Origin of the sequence: Glycomyces niveus, from assembly GCF_017592475.1 — a bacterium.
Classification (GTDB): Bacteria; Actinomycetota; Actinomycetes; order Mycobacteriales; family Micromonosporaceae; genus Glycomyces; species Glycomyces niveus.
Genome location: NZ_JAGFNP010000019.1, coordinates 1 through 14,762, shown reverse-complemented (window position 1 = coordinate 14,762; position 14,762 = coordinate 1). Strand labels below are relative to the sequence as shown.

General features: G+C 68.5%; 12 protein-coding genes, 1 pseudogene and 1 riboswitch. Of the genes and pseudogenes, 2 read left to right on the top strand and 11 right to left on the bottom strand.

Translation table 11 applies throughout. The features are described from left to right. Positions 1 to 103: 103 nt before the first annotated feature. The 7 genes from tsaD to metE all read right to left on the bottom strand — a co-directional run bounded on the left by tsaD (position 104) and on the right by metE (position 7,599). Positions 104 to 1,162: a tRNA (adenosine(37)-N6)-threonylcarbamoyltransferase complex transferase subunit TsaD gene (gene tsaD, locus J5V16_RS23705; protein WP_307793057.1), complete on the bottom strand. Its 1,059-nt coding sequence runs from the start codon at positions 1,160 to 1,162 to the stop codon at positions 104 to 106. After that, on the bottom strand, positions 1,159 to 1,602 hold the full coding sequence (gene rimI, locus J5V16_RS23700) for a ribosomal protein S18-alanine N-acetyltransferase (protein WP_208499801.1): 444 nt from the start codon (positions 1,600 to 1,602) through the stop codon (positions 1,159 to 1,161). Before rimI ends, tsaD begins: the two co-directional genes overlap by 4 nt. A gap of 28 nt (positions 1,603 to 1,630) precedes the next feature. Continuing rightward, positions 1,631 to 2,281 carry a tRNA (adenosine(37)-N6)-threonylcarbamoyltransferase complex dimerization subunit type 1 TsaB gene (gene tsaB / locus J5V16_RS23695; RefSeq protein WP_208499798.1) on the bottom strand — a complete coding sequence of 217 codons (651 nt, stop codon included), beginning with the start codon at positions 2,279 to 2,281 and terminating at the stop codon, positions 1,631 to 1,633. Then, a complete protein-coding gene (gene tsaE, locus J5V16_RS23690) occupies positions 2,278 to 2,754 on the bottom strand; it encodes a tRNA (adenosine(37)-N6)-threonylcarbamoyltransferase complex ATPase subunit type 1 TsaE (protein WP_208499796.1) in 477 nt (158 codons plus the stop codon). Before tsaE ends, tsaB begins: the two co-directional genes overlap by 4 nt. A 52-nt stretch (positions 2,755 to 2,806) precedes the next feature. Further along, the gene (locus J5V16_RS23685; protein WP_208499792.1) at positions 2,807 to 4,009 is read right to left on the bottom strand and encodes an alpha/beta fold hydrolase; all 1,203 of its coding nucleotides are present in this window, start codon (positions 4,007 to 4,009) and stop codon (positions 2,807 to 2,809) included. A gap of 82 nt (positions 4,010 to 4,091) precedes the next feature. Further along, a complete protein-coding gene (gene alr, locus J5V16_RS23680; protein WP_307793056.1) occupies positions 4,092 to 5,279 on the bottom strand; it encodes an alanine racemase in 1,188 nt (395 codons plus the stop codon). Between the two features lie 76 nt (positions 5,280 to 5,355). Further along, positions 5,356 to 7,599: a 5-methyltetrahydropteroyltriglutamate--homocysteine S-methyltransferase gene (gene metE, locus J5V16_RS23675; RefSeq protein ID WP_208499791.1), complete on the bottom strand. Its 2,244-nt coding sequence runs from the start codon at positions 7,597 to 7,599 to the stop codon at positions 5,356 to 5,358. 41 nt (positions 7,600 to 7,640) lie between these two features. Next, a riboswitch (cobalamin riboswitch) is annotated at positions 7,641 to 7,848 on the bottom strand. A gap of 91 nt (positions 7,849 to 7,939) precedes the next feature. Here metE and J5V16_RS23670 point away from each other — a divergent pair. Continuing rightward, positions 7,940 to 8,677: an SDR family NAD(P)-dependent oxidoreductase gene (locus J5V16_RS23670; RefSeq protein ID WP_208499789.1), complete on the top strand. Its 738-nt coding sequence runs from the start codon at positions 7,940 to 7,942 to the stop codon at positions 8,675 to 8,677. Between the two features lie 22 nt (positions 8,678 to 8,699). Here J5V16_RS23670 and J5V16_RS23665 read toward each other — a convergent pair whose 3' ends face one another. From J5V16_RS23665 to J5V16_RS23650, 4 genes are all read right to left on the bottom strand, one after another. Then, entirely contained in the window at positions 8,700 to 9,161 is a 462-nt protein-coding gene (locus tag J5V16_RS23665; protein ID WP_208499787.1) for a hypothetical protein, read from the bottom strand. Positions 9,162 to 9,800: 639 nt separating this feature from the next. Then, entirely contained in the window at positions 9,801 to 10,571 is a 771-nt protein-coding gene (locus tag J5V16_RS23660; protein WP_208499785.1) for a hypothetical protein, read from the bottom strand. Then, positions 10,571 to 12,379 (bottom strand): alpha/beta hydrolase, encoded by a 1,809-nt coding sequence (locus tag J5V16_RS23655; protein ID WP_208499782.1) that lies wholly within the window; start codon positions 12,377 to 12,379, stop codon positions 10,571 to 10,573. The genes J5V16_RS23660 and J5V16_RS23655 overlap by 1 nt, the downstream gene beginning before the upstream one ends. 5 nt (positions 12,380 to 12,384) lie before the next feature. Beyond that, a complete protein-coding gene (locus tag J5V16_RS23650; protein WP_208499777.1) occupies positions 12,385 to 12,795 on the bottom strand; it encodes a hypothetical protein in 411 nt (136 codons plus the stop codon). Positions 12,796 to 13,162: 367 nt separating this feature from the next. On the opposite strand from J5V16_RS23650, the pseudogene J5V16_RS23645 reads away from it, so the two are divergent. Beyond that, a pseudogene (locus J5V16_RS23645) lies at positions 13,163 to 14,762 on the top strand (hypothetical protein); the annotation flags it as partial.

The following is a 14,762-nucleotide window of genomic DNA, read 5'->3' as shown; positions in this document are numbered from 1 at the left end:
GGTCTCCCCCTGGATCCTCGCCGTCGTCGCCTCGGTCCTCTACCTCGCCGGCGTCCGCCGCGCCGCGAAGAGCGCGGCGGAACCCGTTGCGGCCCAAGCCGTCTTACAGGCGATTGGCGAGGCTCACCACTTCGACGTCCATCGACGAGTTCGCGGGGAAGTCGATCACGGACGGGGCGACGCCCGCGGAGACGAGGTGGGACCCGAGCGCGGCGACCATGGCGCCGTTGTCGGTGCAGAGCTTCGGGCGCGGGTAGCGGAGGGTGATGCCGGCGTCCTCGGCGCGTTCGACCGCGAGGGTGCGCAGGCGCGAGTTCGCGGCGACGCCGCCGCCGAGGAGGATCGTGCCGACGCCGTGCTCTTTAGCGGCCAGGATGGCCTTCTGGGTGAGGACGTCGCAGACGGCCTCCTGGAACGCGGCGGCCACGTCGTTGACGGGCACGTTGTTGCCTTCGGCGCGCTGGGCCTCGATCCAGCGGGCCACCGCGGTCTTCAAACCGGAGAAGGAGAAGTCGTAGCGGTGCTTCTCCATGTCCTTCGCGGCGGTGAGGCCGCGCGGGAAGCGCACGAAGGCGCGGTCGCCCTCCTTGGCGGCCTTGTCGATGTACGGGCCGCCGGGGAAGGGCAGGCCGAGCAGGCGAGCGACCTTGTCGAAGGCCTCGCCCGCGGCGTCGTCGATGCTCGCGCCGAGCTGGGTGACCTTCCCGGCCAGGTCCTCGACCATCATGATCGAGGAGTGGCCGCCCGAGACGAGCAGGCCGATCGCGGGCTCGGGAATGGGACCGTTCTCGAGCGTGTCGACGGCGATGTGCGCGCTCAGGTGGTTGACGCCGTACAGCGGGATGCCCGTGGCGAGCGAATACGCCTTCGCCGCGCCCACACCGACCATGAGGGCCCCGGCGAGGCCGGGACCGGCGGTGACGGCGATGCCGTCGAGGTCGGCGAGGGTGAGCCCGGCGTCGTCCAAGGCGCGCTGCACGGTCGGCACCATGGCCTCCAGGTGCGCGCGGCTGGCGACCTCGGGCACGACCCCGCCGAAGCGGGCGTGCTCGTCGACCGACGACGCGACGGCGTCGGCCAGCAGCTCGTGGCCGCGCACGATCCCGACACCGGTCTCGTCGCACGAGGTCTCAATGCCCATCACCACAGGGTTGTTCTTCACAGGTCCATCCTCATTACTGCCGCATCGGTGCCGGTGTGCTGGTAGTAGTTCTTGCGCACGCCCAGCCCCACGAAACCGTACCCGTCGTAGAGACGCTGGGCCGGGACGTTGTCCACCGCCACCTCCAGGTACACCGACTTCACGCCTCGCGCCCGCGCCCTCGCGAGCAGGTCGTCCATGAGCATCCGCGCCACACCCCGGCGGCGGGCGTCCGCCGCGACGGCGATGTTGTTGAGCCACAGCTCATCGCCGCTCAAGGCGGTGCCCGCGTAGCCGAGGATGCGCTCGCCGTCGAAGACCGCGCGGTAGTCGTTCCCGGCCGAGAGCTCGGTCCACAGCAGGCCCTCGCTCCAGGCCTCGGGCCCGAAGATCGCGGTCTCCATCTCGGCGACGGCGGGCAGGTGCCACCAGCGCAGCCGGTCGATCCGCAAGTCGTTCATCACATCAAGCTGTACCACGTGCGAAAGGCTAGGCCTTGGGCGCGGCCTCTGCGGGCTGCGCGTCCGGTCGGCGCAGGTACAGCGGGGTGAGCTGCTCGGACGGGGCGCCCGCGAGCAGCCGCGGGCCGGCGAGCTCGACGAGCTTCACCAGGTCCGGGTAGATCGGGGTGGCCTCGGCCTCCATCGGCAGCTCGGCGGCGTACTTGCTCGCGCCCTCGCCGATCGCGTAGTCCGCGCCGGTCTCGGGCAGCTCCGATGCCTTGCCGACCTGCGGTTCGCCCTCGCGCACGCCGTCTTCGTAGACGGCCCAGTAGATCTCCTTGCGGCGCGCGTCCGTCGCCGCGAGCGCGCGGCCGCGCGTGTTCGCACCGATGCCGTCGAGCGAGCAGACGCCGTAGACGGGGATGCCCGCGCCGTCGGCGAACGCCGCGGCCGTGACCATGCCCACCCGCAGGCCCGTGAACGGCCCGGGGCCGATGCCGGCGACGACCGCGTCCACGTCCTTGACGGTGCGGCCCGCGTCGGCCAGGCAGCCTTCGATGAACGGCGCCAGCTTCTCCACATGCCCGCGCGCGTCCACCTCGCGGCGGAACGAGGTCAGGAACAGCTCGTCGTCGTCGAGGTCGACGAGCGCGGCCTGCACTGCGGCCGTTGACGTGTCGATGGCGAGGACCCTCATGCGGCCGCACCCACCGGGAGCTCGAGCGAGGCGAGGCGGTCGGCCCAGTCGCCGCCGCGGCCGTGCAGCACGACCTCGCGGACCTCGTCGGCCCGCCGCTCGATCGCGATCTCCAGGTGCGACTCCGCGAGCCGCTCGGCCAGGCCCGCGCCCCATTCGACGACCGTGACGGCCGCGTCGACGTCGGTGTCCAGGTCGAGGTCGTCGAGCTCGTCGAGGGTCTCCAGGCGGTACGCGTCGACGTGCACGAGCGGCACCCCGGCCTCGCCCGCGCGGTGCGAGCGGGCGATCACGAACGTGGGGCTGGTGATCCGGCCCTCGACGCCGAGCCCGGCGCCGACGCCCTGCGTGAGGGCGGTCTTGCCGGCCCCGAGCGGGCCGGTGAGGATCACGAGGTCGCCCGCGCGAAGGACCGCGGCCAGGCGCAGTCCGAAATCGTGGGTGTCTCCGGGCGTCTGGAGCTGGAGCCTCACGTTTCACTCCTCCAAGTGCGTATGGGCCGCGGCCGGTCGCCGCGGGACCCGGTCAAGGTTCGAGACGAGGTCCGTGGTGGCGGGAGAACGGCGACCACCTGCGGTGCCGCTCGGGTTCGCGCTCGGGCCGCGTCACCACAGCACCAGCGGACATGGCGGAACCATTGCCGATCTCAGCCACGACTTTGTCGATCATCTCCAACAACAGTTGTGAGATTTCACCAGGGTACTCCAGCTGCGGCGAGTGGGCCGCCTCGGCTATGAGCGCGAATCGCGACCCCCCGAGCGCCGCCGCCAGCCGCCGCGAGTGCTCCGGTGGCGTCAGCAGATCCTCGTCCCCGACGACTACCAGCGCCGGAAGCCCTGTGAACAGCGGCAACGTCGCCGTCTCGTCGTGGTCGAGGATAGCTCGCGCATAACCGACGATGCTCTGCATCGACGTCCGCCGGTTCATCTGCTCCACCAGCGTGACCAGGGACGCAGGAGGATCGATGTGCCCGAACGCGGCCCGGCGCGTCAACAGCCACCCCAGGTCCCCCGCGAGCAGCCGCGACCGCTCGATCAGGTCCGGCGTCCAGCCCGCGACCTGCTGCAGCATCGGCAGCACCGTGCGCCGCAGCCGCCTGAGCGCCCGCATCGGCTTCGTCTCCACCGTGTCGAGCCCGGCCATGCTGCTCGAGAAGAACGCCACGCCCTTCACCCGCTCGCGGAAGTCCTGCTCAAAGAGGCGCGCGTAGACCTGGACCGTCATGCCGCCCATGGAATGCCCCACCAGCACCAGCGGCCCCTTCGGGGCCACCGCGGCGAGCACGTCGTTCAGGACCCCCGCCAGGTCCTCGATTCCGTACTCCGTGCGGGGGAGCGGCCCGGATCGGCCGTGCCCCGGCTGGTCGTACAGGACCGCCCGCAGCGACGTCCCCGCCCGATCCGCCTCGGCGATCGCCTTGCGCTGGAAGTAGAACGTCGCCATGTCCTGCATGTAGCCGTGCACGAACACCACCGTCAGGTCCGCGTCCTCCGGGCCGGCCGTCTCCACATGGATCGGAACGCCGTCGCTCGATTCCACGGTGAACACCGACCGCTGCGGCGGCAGCTCGAAAGGCTCGTGCGCGTACGGGTCGCTCGACGCCGCGCGCGTGCGCCGCGCCAGGTAACGCGGCACCCCCCACGCCAGCGCGGCCCCGACGGCCACGCCGCCGGTGACCCCGCCCGCGATCGCCAGACCCCGCCTGCGGCGGGACTGCTTCTCACTCATGCGGCCTCGCAATGCTCTCGAATGAACACCAAGTCCCCGGCCGCGGCAACCGCCGCAGTGCGGCAGACGCGGCGTTCAGTACTCAGGCGCCGTCGGGCGGGACCACACCCCGGTTCCACAACCTCGGTACCCGCGAACCGATCCCCGTCAACACGTCGTTCGGAATCGTCCCGGCCCACGCCGACCAGTCGTCCGCGTCCGGATGCTGCTCACCCGCGCCGATGAGGATCACCGGCTCGCCCGGCTTCACGGCGTCGTCCCCGCAGTCGACCATGAACTGGTCCATGCAGATCCGGCCGAGCACGCGGCGGCGCTTCCCCGCCAGGTACACCTCGGCCTTACCCGAGGCGGCGCGCGGCACGCCGTCGGCGTACCCCAGCGGCACGAGCGCCACGTTCGAGTCCCGCTCCAGGTGCACGGTGTGCCCGTAGGAGATCCCGGTGCCTTCGGGTACCCGCTTCACCGACATCACCACCGACCGGATCTCGATCACCGGCTGCAGGTCGACATCGAACTGCGGCACCGGGTTGTAGCCGTAGAGCGCGATACCCGGACGCACCATGTCGTACCGGGTCTCCGGGTCAGAGATCAGCGCCGCGGAGTTCGCGAGGTGCCGCAGCTCGGGCTCCAGGCCCGACGCGGCCACGGTCCCCAGGAACCGCTCGAACGCGGCCTTCTGGTCGGCGTTCGCCGGGTGCCCGATCTCGTCGGCGCACGCCATGTGGCTCCACGCGCCCACCACGAGCAGCGAACCCGCCGCCTGGTGCTTCGCCGCGGCCTCCGCCACGAACGCCCACTCGGGCTCCGCGACGCCGCCGCGCGACATCCCCGTGTCGCCCTTCAAATGGATCCGCGCGGGCCGGCCGGCCTTCTCGGCCGCCGCGGCGACCGCGTCGAGCTGCAGCATCGAAGAGACCCCGAGCTCAATGCCCTCGCCGATCACCTCGGCGAGTCCGGGCTGGTCCGGGGAGAAGAAGAACGCCATCACCGTGGTGTCCGCCAGGTCGGGCAGGCGCTTGAGCCGCCACGCCTCCCGGAGCGTCACCACCCCGAGCGCCGCGCACCCGGCCTCGACCGCGACCCGCGCGGTCGGGACCATGCCGTGCCCGTACCCGTCGGCCTTCACCATCGCCATCATCGGCACCCCGGCCACGGCCGCCAGCGCCTCGACGTTGTGCGCGAGCCGCCGCCAGTCGGCGCTGGCCTTCGCCAGACCGGACATAGTGCCGAATTCAGGCTCGCTCAGGACGCGGTAGTTGTCGATCGCCACATATGCAAGGGTACGTGCCCGCCGCCGCGACTCCCGACAGCGCCGAAGTCGCGCCCGCGGGCACGTACCTTTCGCCTCAGGCGAGCTGTTCGCGGACCGTCCGCGCGGCGGCCACCAGCCCCTCCAGGGACGGGCGCACCTCCTCATAACGGCGGGTCTTCAGCCCGCAGTCCGGGTTCGCCCACACCCGCTCGGGGCCGAGCGCGGCCACGGCGAGGCGCAGCGCCTCGGCCATGTCCTCGGCGGCCGGGACGCGCGGCGAGTGGATGTCCCACACGCCGGGGCCGACCGCGCTGCGGTAGTTCGCGCGGTCGAGGTCGGCCAGGACCTCCATCTTCGAACGCGACGCCTCGATCGACGTCACGTCGGCGTCCAGTGCCGCGATCGCGTCGATGACCTCGCCGAACTCGGAGTAGCAGAGGTGCGTGTGGATCGAGGTCTCCGGGCGCACGCCCGCGGTGGCGATGCGGAACGAGCGCGTTGCCCAATCCCGGTACGCCGCACGGGAGGCCGCGCGCACGGGCAGCAGCTCGCGCAGAGCGGGCTCGTCGACCTGGATGATCGCGGTCCCAGCCGCCTCAAGGTCCGCGACCTCGTCGCGCAGCGCGAGCGCCACCTGGTCGGCGGTGTCGGCGAGCGGCTGGTCGTCACGCACGAACGACCAGGCCAGGATCGTGACCGGGCCGGTCAGCATGCCCTTCACCGGTTTCTCGGTGAGCGACTGCGCGTACGAGGTCCACTCGACGGTCATCGGCGCCTGCCGCGCCACGTCGGCGAACAGGACCGGCGGGCGCACGCAGCGCGAACCGTAGGACTGCACCCAGCCGGCGGCGGTCGTCGCGAAGCCGGTGAGCTGCTCCGCGAAGTACTGGACCATGTCGTTGCGTTCCGGTTCGCCGTGCACCAGCACATCGAGTCCGAGCTTCTCCTGCTCGGCGATGACGGCGGCGACCTCGGCCTTCATGCGCGCCTTGTAATCGGCGTCGATCATGAGCCCGCGCCGGTGCGCGGCGCGGGCGTTGCGCAGCTCCGCGGTCTGCGGGAAGGAGCCGATGGTGGTCGTCGGCAGCGGCGGAAGCGGTACGCGTTCGGCCTGGGCCGCTTGCCGTTCGGCATAGGGCAACCGCCGGTCGGCGTCCGAGCCGAGCGCCGCGAGCCGCTCGCGCACGGCGTCGTCGCGCCAAGCGGCAGGCGTCGAAGGCCGGGTCTCACGAGACCCAGCCGGATCAGCGATGGCCGTGATCTCGGCGAGCTTCTGCCGAGCGAAGGCAAGTCGCTCGAACAACCCCTCAGGTAGCTCGGTCTCAGCCGAGAGATCGACGGGGACATGCAGCAACGAGGACGACGAGGACACCCCGACGCGATCGCTGATCGCCTGCAGCCGAGCGAGATCGGCCGCACCCTTGGCGAGGTCGGCGCGCCAGATGTTGCGGCCGTCGACGACACCGGCGAGGAAAAATGTTTCACGTGAAACATCCAGTGCCTCAAGTGCATCGAGGTCACTTCGGCCCCGCACGAGGTCCAGGGCGATGCCCTCGACGCCGGCCTCCAGGAGCACCGGCAGCGCCTCGCCGAACGGCCCATAGCCACCCGCGACGACGATGGCGGCATCGGCAACGAGTCGCCGGTAGGCCGCGGCGGTGGCCGCAAGCTCCGCTTCGGTGCGGTCGGCGCAGAGCGCGGGCTCGTCGAGCTGGATGACTCCAGCCCCCGCATCCCTAAGCGCGCCAAGCAGCTCAACGTAGACCTCGACCAGCTCCTCGAGTCGGTCGAGCGGCGCGAACCCTTCGGGCGCGTCCCCGCTCGGCTTGGCGAGCAGGAGGAACGAGACGGGACCGAGCAGCACCGGGCGGGCGTCGAGGCCGCGTTCCTTGGCCTCGATGAACTCGGCGACGGCCTTGGCGGGCTTGGCCGTGAACACCGTCTCGGGCCCGATTTCCGGCACCAGGTAGTGGTAGTTCGTGTCGAACCACTTGGTCATCTCGAGCGGCACGGCCGCGTCGTCCCCGCGAGCGGCGGCGAAGTACGAGGCCAGCTCGCTGTCACGCCGATGCCGAGGCGGGAGCGCGTCGACGGCGCAGATCGTGTCGAGCACATGGTCGTAGTAGGAGAAAGTGCCGGTCGGCACCGTATCGAGCACCGAGAGGTCGTCGAGCATCCCGGAGCGCACGGCCGCCGCGGCGGCCTCCAGCCCGGCGGCGTCGAGCCGGCCGGACCAGTGGGCCTCGAGCGCGCGCTTGAGCTCGCGGTTCGGGCCTATGCGCGGATATCCGAGTGCGGTGGCCTGCGGTTTCGCGGGCACGCTGGTAGTCGTGTTCATGTGTCAGTTCCCTCGAACTTTCGACAACGGGACCACGCGCGGTCGCGCGCGGTACGCGGGCAGGTATTCGGACTCGAGGGCCTGCCGTCTCCGGCTCCTAATTCCCGCCGCTTCCCAGGGTTCCGGGCCCAGTGCTTATGGCGGGTTTCGTTCCCTCTCACCGCTGCGGGGCAGTCCTGGATTCCCACCAGGTTCCCTCTTAGCCGGAGCGGTTCGCACCGCGCCGGAACCAGCGTCGGAACCGATGGTACGGCCGCTCGCAGCTCCGAGCCCCTGACTGGGCCGCAGAGTGGGACGAGCGCGGATCGGATTTCTCCTCGAATGGGTAGGCTCGGACCCCATGAGCACCAAACCTGTAGCAGTCGTCACGGGAGCGAGCAGCGGCATCGGCGCGGCCGCCGCGAAGGCCCTCGCCAAGGCCGGGTTCGACGTCATCCTCGGCGCCCGCCGCGCCGACCGCCTCGCCGAGGTCGCGGCCGAGTGCGGCGGGACCGCGCTCCCGCTCGACGTCACCGACGAGGACTCGGTGGCCGCGTTCGCCGCCGTCGTCAGCCGCTGCGACCTCTTGGTCAACAACGCGGGCGGCGCCCTCGGCCTCGACTCGATCGCCACGGCCGACCTCGACCTCTGGCAGCAGATGTACGACGTCAACGTCCTCGGCACGATCCGGGTCACCAAGGCGCTCTTGCCGAAGCTCGTCGCCTCCGGCAACGGCCAGGTCGTCGTGATCGGCTCGATCGCGGCCCACCAGCCGTACCCGGGCGGCGGCGGCTACAACGCCGCCAAGCACGCCGAAGCGGCCGTGACTCGAGTGCTCCGCCTCGAACTGATCGGTCAGCCGGTGCGCGTCTGCGAGATCGACCCCGGCATGGTCGAAACCGAGTTCAGCCTGGTCCGCTTCGAAGGCGACAAGGAGCGGGCCGACGCCGTCTACGCCGGCATGACCCCCCTGACCGCCGACGACATCGCCGAAACGATCGCCTGGGTCGCCACCCGCCCCGCCCACGTCAACGTCGACCAGATCACCATCATGCCCCGAGACCAAACCGGAGCCCAACAAGTCCACCGCCGCTCCTAAGCACCTGCTTGGGAGCTCGGCTCTAGAGCAAACTCACACTGGAGACGACGGCGTCGACCTCGCTTCTCATCGCGGGGTCGTCGCCGTAAGCCATGCCCATGAGGAAGACCGAGCGGTCGCCGTCGATGATGTGGACGATGTGCCCGTACATCGGCGGCTCCCCGGAAATGCTGACCTCCCAAGTGAAGCGGTACGCCTCCTGACCGTCGACCTCGATCGGCTCAGAGATCAGGATCTGCTTGTCGTCGGGGTAGGGGTAGAAGAACTCGGAGTTCTCGCCCGCGATCGTGGAGGTCGACATCGACATCTCCTCATCGGTCATCGCCTCCCCGGAGAACGCGACCACGGAGGCTCCTTCGCCCTCTGCTTCTCCGGCGACGCTCGCGCTGGAGCTGAAGGCGTCGAGCAGATCCTCCGAGTCCATCTCCTCCCAGGTGTCGGGCATCGAATACGCGATCCCGGACTCGGAGTCTTCGATGGTCAACCCATCAGACTCCGCCACACCGCCATCGGCGGGCCGAGCCAGGAACCACCACGCGGCTCCCCCTCCACCGACAAGCAGCAACGCGAGGACGACGACAAGCGCGACGACCCCGCCCCGCCGCTTCTGAGGCACCGGCGGAAACCCCTGCCCACCAGGCGTATACGAGTACGCAGGACCGGGCGGTGGCGCCATGGGCGGCCGATACGCCCCGGCCTGCGCCGGTCCAGGCTGCGGAGGCCCGAACTGCGGCGGCCCACCGGGCGTCGCCGGCTGCTGAGGCGGACGCCCATACGGAGGCTGCGAATTCGGCTGCTGGTACATGGACGGGGACCTTTCGACTGAGGGATCGGAGGCTGCGTGGCTTCATACAGCACTGGGGCTTCGAGCCGGGTGGTGTCAGAAGACGTGGTACCGGCTGTCGAGCACTGCGACTGGAATCGCGAGCACCGCGCAGGCGCACAAGGCTGCGGTGAGGTCGATTGCGATCGAGTGCCGTCTGCTCAATCAGCCAACAGCGCATGGAGTGGAGTAGCGTCCCCTGAAGCATGGCGAGCGAAGCGAACTGCTGCTCAGTGGCGGTGCTTTTGCGTGAAGGGGTGTCAGTGGGGTCTTCGCTCATCGGGAGCCTTTTCCAGGATTTCAGAGCAGACCTTCGTATGTAGCCGGGCTTGACTCAGCTTCCTTGGGTTCACGGGACCAGGGAACCATCCCTGCGGGAGCAGACGATTCCTCGGAAGGAGTCGAGAACGGGTCGACGGCTTCGCTCGTGGTCTCCTCGCCCGGATAGACGGTGTCGATGTTGGAGCAGTACTTGCTGGCGCGGTCGTTCTCGCGGGTGACGCCGCCGAGCGGCGTCGGGCAATCAGGGTTGTACTCCCCGCCCTCGGCAGCCTTGATGCACCCGGACTGAACGCGGAGAACCGTAAGCCCTGCAACCCAGTACCAGTAGTTGACCTGATCGGGTCGTCTCGCCTCAAGAGAGTAGAACGGTGGGTCATCGCCTCGCTGCTCGTCTCGATGAACGTCGTATCCGGAGCTATTCCATTTCTCCCGAAGCAGTTCGCGGTATGTCTCCCGGACCAAGGGATCTGCGGATACGTCGTCGCTGAACTCGTAGGTCAGTTCGTATGCCACATACTCCTTGCCAGTCTCTCCGTACTGCTCGCAGTACGTGAGTTGCATTGTGCGGACCTCAAATCCGGGGAAATCTGGAAGATCGGCAATAGCCTCGGCTGCAGCGTCTTCCAGCACTTGCCACGCGGTCGACTGATCGAATGATCGCTCAGGCGGGTCTTGCTTCTCATGTTCGGGGGACATGCATGCTCCGGTAAGTGCTGCTGCTACGAGTATTGAGAGGAAACGGAGAGTCGAGAACTGCGTTGGTGAGCCGCGGCGGATCTTCCTGGGCACTACTCTTCCTCCAGCGGTTGCAGGCGGTCAGGTTGGTCGGTGATGATGTAGGACATGTTTTCGAGGGCGACGTTGTCGGGGATGAAGTATCCGCCGTGAATGTCTACGCCGTCGGTGGTCTCGTTTCCTTTGGAGTCCAGTGACTCGCTAGCGAATTCCACGGCTCCGAAATCGTCATGGACCGGGTTGACCCCTCCATGCCAAGCCTGAGACCCGTCTCCATCGCCGTCATATCCGGACTGGCCGGTGAGAATGTTCACGGGGTTTGTGCCTGCATTGATTTCGGTGTAGGTGTCGGTAGTGAGGCGGATGGCATCATCCTCGGCAGTGGTGACATAGACGTTTTCGGCACCGATGCCTAGGTCGGACGCGTGTGGGGTGTCCATACCTGGAGATGCGACAGCGATGATCTTGTCGGCTTCCACGCCATATTCCGACGCTGTGTGTCCGACCACCGTTGTCCCGTAGGAATGGCTCACCATCGTGGTATGCGAGTCTCCTGGACTGGTCGCCTCAAGCGCGTGGGTGAACTGAGAGAGTGCCGGCCCCGCGGCCTCCGCATAACTGGAGTCCTCCGCACCGGTGCTCCAGTCTCCATCCTGCTCTGATGGCTTGACGTCGTCTGGTGCGTCGTAGTCAAGCCAGGCGATCACTGCGGTCTCTTGGTCCGGCGAGGCAGTCTGCGAAGCAAGTGCCAGCTGTTCAGCTCGATCGACCTCGTTGCCGAAGCCGGAAAGGTCAGCTCCGGTGCCGGGTACGTAGACGGCCGTGTTGTCGGCAGAGTCGGGGTTGCCGACTGAGACGATCGCCTTGCCGTCTTCTGCGGAGTCGTAGTTGATCAGGTAGTAGTCCTGTCCAGTACTGGCTTGGCCGGTGATCGCGTCTTGCAGGCCTGTCAGCGAGTCGCGCCGGTCTCGTTGGTCCTCCAGCGCGGCAAGTTCTTCTTGGAGCGCTTGGTACTGCTTGTACTCCTCGCTCTCTTCCATCCACAGGCCCGCGGAAGACATCTCCCACTGATCGGGGTCGCCCATGGCTTCCAACTGCGCTTCGATCTCGGCGATGTCGGAGTCCAGGGTAGGGCTGTACCGGTTGAGCTCGGCTTCCAGCAGTTCACGGTTGGCGTAGTCGCGGGTGTCGGTGGGGACACCGTCGAGTCCGCCGAGCAGTTCGGGATGGTTCTCCAGCATGGCTATCTGCTCGGCACCGCTCAGGGAGTTCCACCATTCGTTGACCTCCTCGGGTGAGGCATCGTCATCGATGAGTTCCTGGAGGCTCCCGACCTCGTTGGCAGCGAGCTGGTCCAGCACGGCTTCGTCAGCGGCGCTGAGAGTTTCGCCGTAGAGTCCGATCGCCGCCTTGAGCGCTTCGTCGGCCTCGGTCGCCTTGTCGAGCCACCCCTGGATCTCGCCTTGCAGCCAGGAGACCGTGTTGTCCTTGCCCGGTTCTAGGGCGGTAACGGTGCCGTCAGCGCTAACACTGACCTTGAGTTCAGGATCGAGGTCCGCGATGAGTGATTCGAGGTTGGCTTTGCAGTTTTGATACGCGACAGCGGCGTCATCGATCGCCGCGGCAACCCGCCGTGCCTGAGCAGCACGCTCGTCTAGGTCCTGCACGAATTCTTTAATGCGCTCGCGCCCGGCCTCGGCCGCGTCGCCGCTCCAGTTCTCGTCTTTCAAGTCCCCCGTGCGGAAGTCGTCGAGTTCGGCAAGACGCTCTTCGAGGTGCTTTGAGAACTGCAGCCAGGTTTCGCCGTGGCCGCTGAGCGGTTCGAAGTCGGCTTCGGTGAGTGCTCGGTAGGTGATCGGCATCTTCGTCACACCGCCACGTCAAGGCCGCCAGGCACCGGGACGGCGTCGGCAGGGTCTGGCGAAGGTAGTGCAGGAGCCGGAACGTCAGCGCTGCGTGGGAACTGGTCGGCGTACTGGTCAAACTCTGAGGAGACATAGTCGTCGATCTCCTCGGTCGATCGAATGGCCACGACCAGGTAACCGGCGAACTCCTCGATCCCGTGGCGGTGTGTGGGAACGAACTCTTCGCCCCACTTGCCGACCGCTTGGAGAACTTCGGCCACGCCTGTGAACGCGGCCGTGTCGACCGAGCCTTCAAGGCCGTCGGAGTCGACCACGACCAGATTCATGTTGCTGTAGAGGTCTTCGGAGAGGGTGAAGATTCCTGTAGCGACATTGTCGATCATCTCGGGATCGAGGTTGAAGCCGTTGTTCATTGGTGGTGCTCCGCATGTCGGTCGAGGACCGTTTCAGGGTGCGGGGGGTCGGGGATGGGTTGTGGCACGGGTGGGTCCTCCGTGGGGATATGCCGGGATTGTTCAAGAGGCGCACCCAGAGTAGCGGACTGTTGCCTGGCGTGGGGTACACCAAGGGGCCGTTGGTGAGCGAGGGGTGGGCGGGGGCTTCTAGACGCTTTTGCACACGAGGGTGTGTCGCGCTTGCAGATGCGCGAAAAGCTGTGTCAGCCTGAACTCACGTGCGAATCGCACGTTGAATGACCAATTGAATATGGCCGGTGGGCCGCCTCTCGACTACCAATCAGATCGGCGGCCCACCTTTCATCCAACGGAAGGAAGCCCTCCGATGGCAGAGTCCACCCTACGCGAAAACTGGCGTGGAGCAACTCATCAACCCTCGCAGCACCCGTCCGAGCGGCTGGCCGCGATGCGTAATCAGGCGCGGGCGATGGTGCTGGTCCAGGAGCCGTTCTATCGGCATGGCTCGCTCGGTCCGGGTGCACCGCTGCGCCAGATCACCGGCGTGAGTGAACAGGCCGGGTACTACGACTGGGCGGGACGCCGCCTGTTCCTGGCCGACGGTGAGCCGGACCCGATGTGCCCCGGCGCGTACCGGTACCAGCACAACCCCGACTGCTGCGACCTCGAAGCCCCCGACTCCGACCCGCGCAGCCCCCGCTACGAGCCGATGCACCTGCGCCACAAGGTGGGCGACACCTGGATCATCGACGCCAACCGCCCCTACGACCCGTTCGACCCCGGCCCGTACGGGTCGCGAGGCTGGTACAAGGACGAGCGCACCGGGCGTCACCGCCGCGACGAGACCCCTGACCCGCTCCCGGCCGAGGGCTGGGTCACGCCGAAGGGGGCGTGGTTCCCGGGTACGGCCGATTGGCCAGAACCCGAAGCACCGCAGGATGAATCGACGCGGTCGGCCGGGGGTGAAGGTGGCGCCGGGTCGGGCGGGAGCGGACGCGGCGACGGGGACCGTGGGCGTGGCTCGGGCGGGCGTGGCGGCGATCGGCAGCGCGGGGCCGGTGAACGCGGCGGCTCTGATCGGCCGCCGCCATGGGGCGCGCGGGGGCGACCGGTGCCGTCCGAACCCGACGAACCCGAAGGACGGCACGGGTTCGGGTGCGGACCGGCCGGGCGACCGGGACCGGACCCGGATGGGTCGCGCCATACGCGCCAGTTCTGGAGCCGTGCCGAATCGGGCTCCGGCCCGGGGGATGCGGGCTGGATCAGCGGATATGGTGCCCGGCAGAGCGAGTCGGGTACGAGCATCGGGAGCGAAGGCGGCGACGGGAGCCAGGGTGCCACTGCGGGTGCGCAGCAGAGCGGCGAAAGCGGCTGGGGCGGGCGCGAAGACGATTGCCGAAGCGGAGCGGACACCACCGGCGAGTACCGGTTCTCGAAGCTTCGCGAGGACGCCTTCGACCGGTTCATGGTCCAGTCCGCGCAGCTGAGGGCCGCGCACTTTCAGCCGGAGAAGCCCTACCTGCGCGAGCGGGTCGTCTGGGGGCTGCGGTGGCTGCTGTGGGTGTTCGCGCTCGGCTTGGCTTCGATGCCCGCGCCGCTGCGCTCGGACCGGAATCGGACCGATTCGACTGCGGTGCACGCGGTTCCGACACAGCGTCGTGCCGAGTCGCGTGTGAGCGCTGCCGGACCGGGCGAAACGTCAGAAGTCCGGTCCGAGGGCAGTCGGTCGGTGACCGATCGGTCGCGACCGTCCGCGCCAGATCCGATGGGAGCCGAGCCCGCGCACCGGCCCGGTGCGGCGATCGCCGCCGCCGTGGGCGGTGCCCGTGCCGCCCGCAGAGTCATCGCCGCCCGCCAGACCCGCACCGAGCACGACCTCGCCCGAGCCGTCCGCAACAGCGCCACCAGGCGCCCATCCCCGCGCCCCTACATGGCCACCTGGGAACACGCCTTCGACACGAACGCCA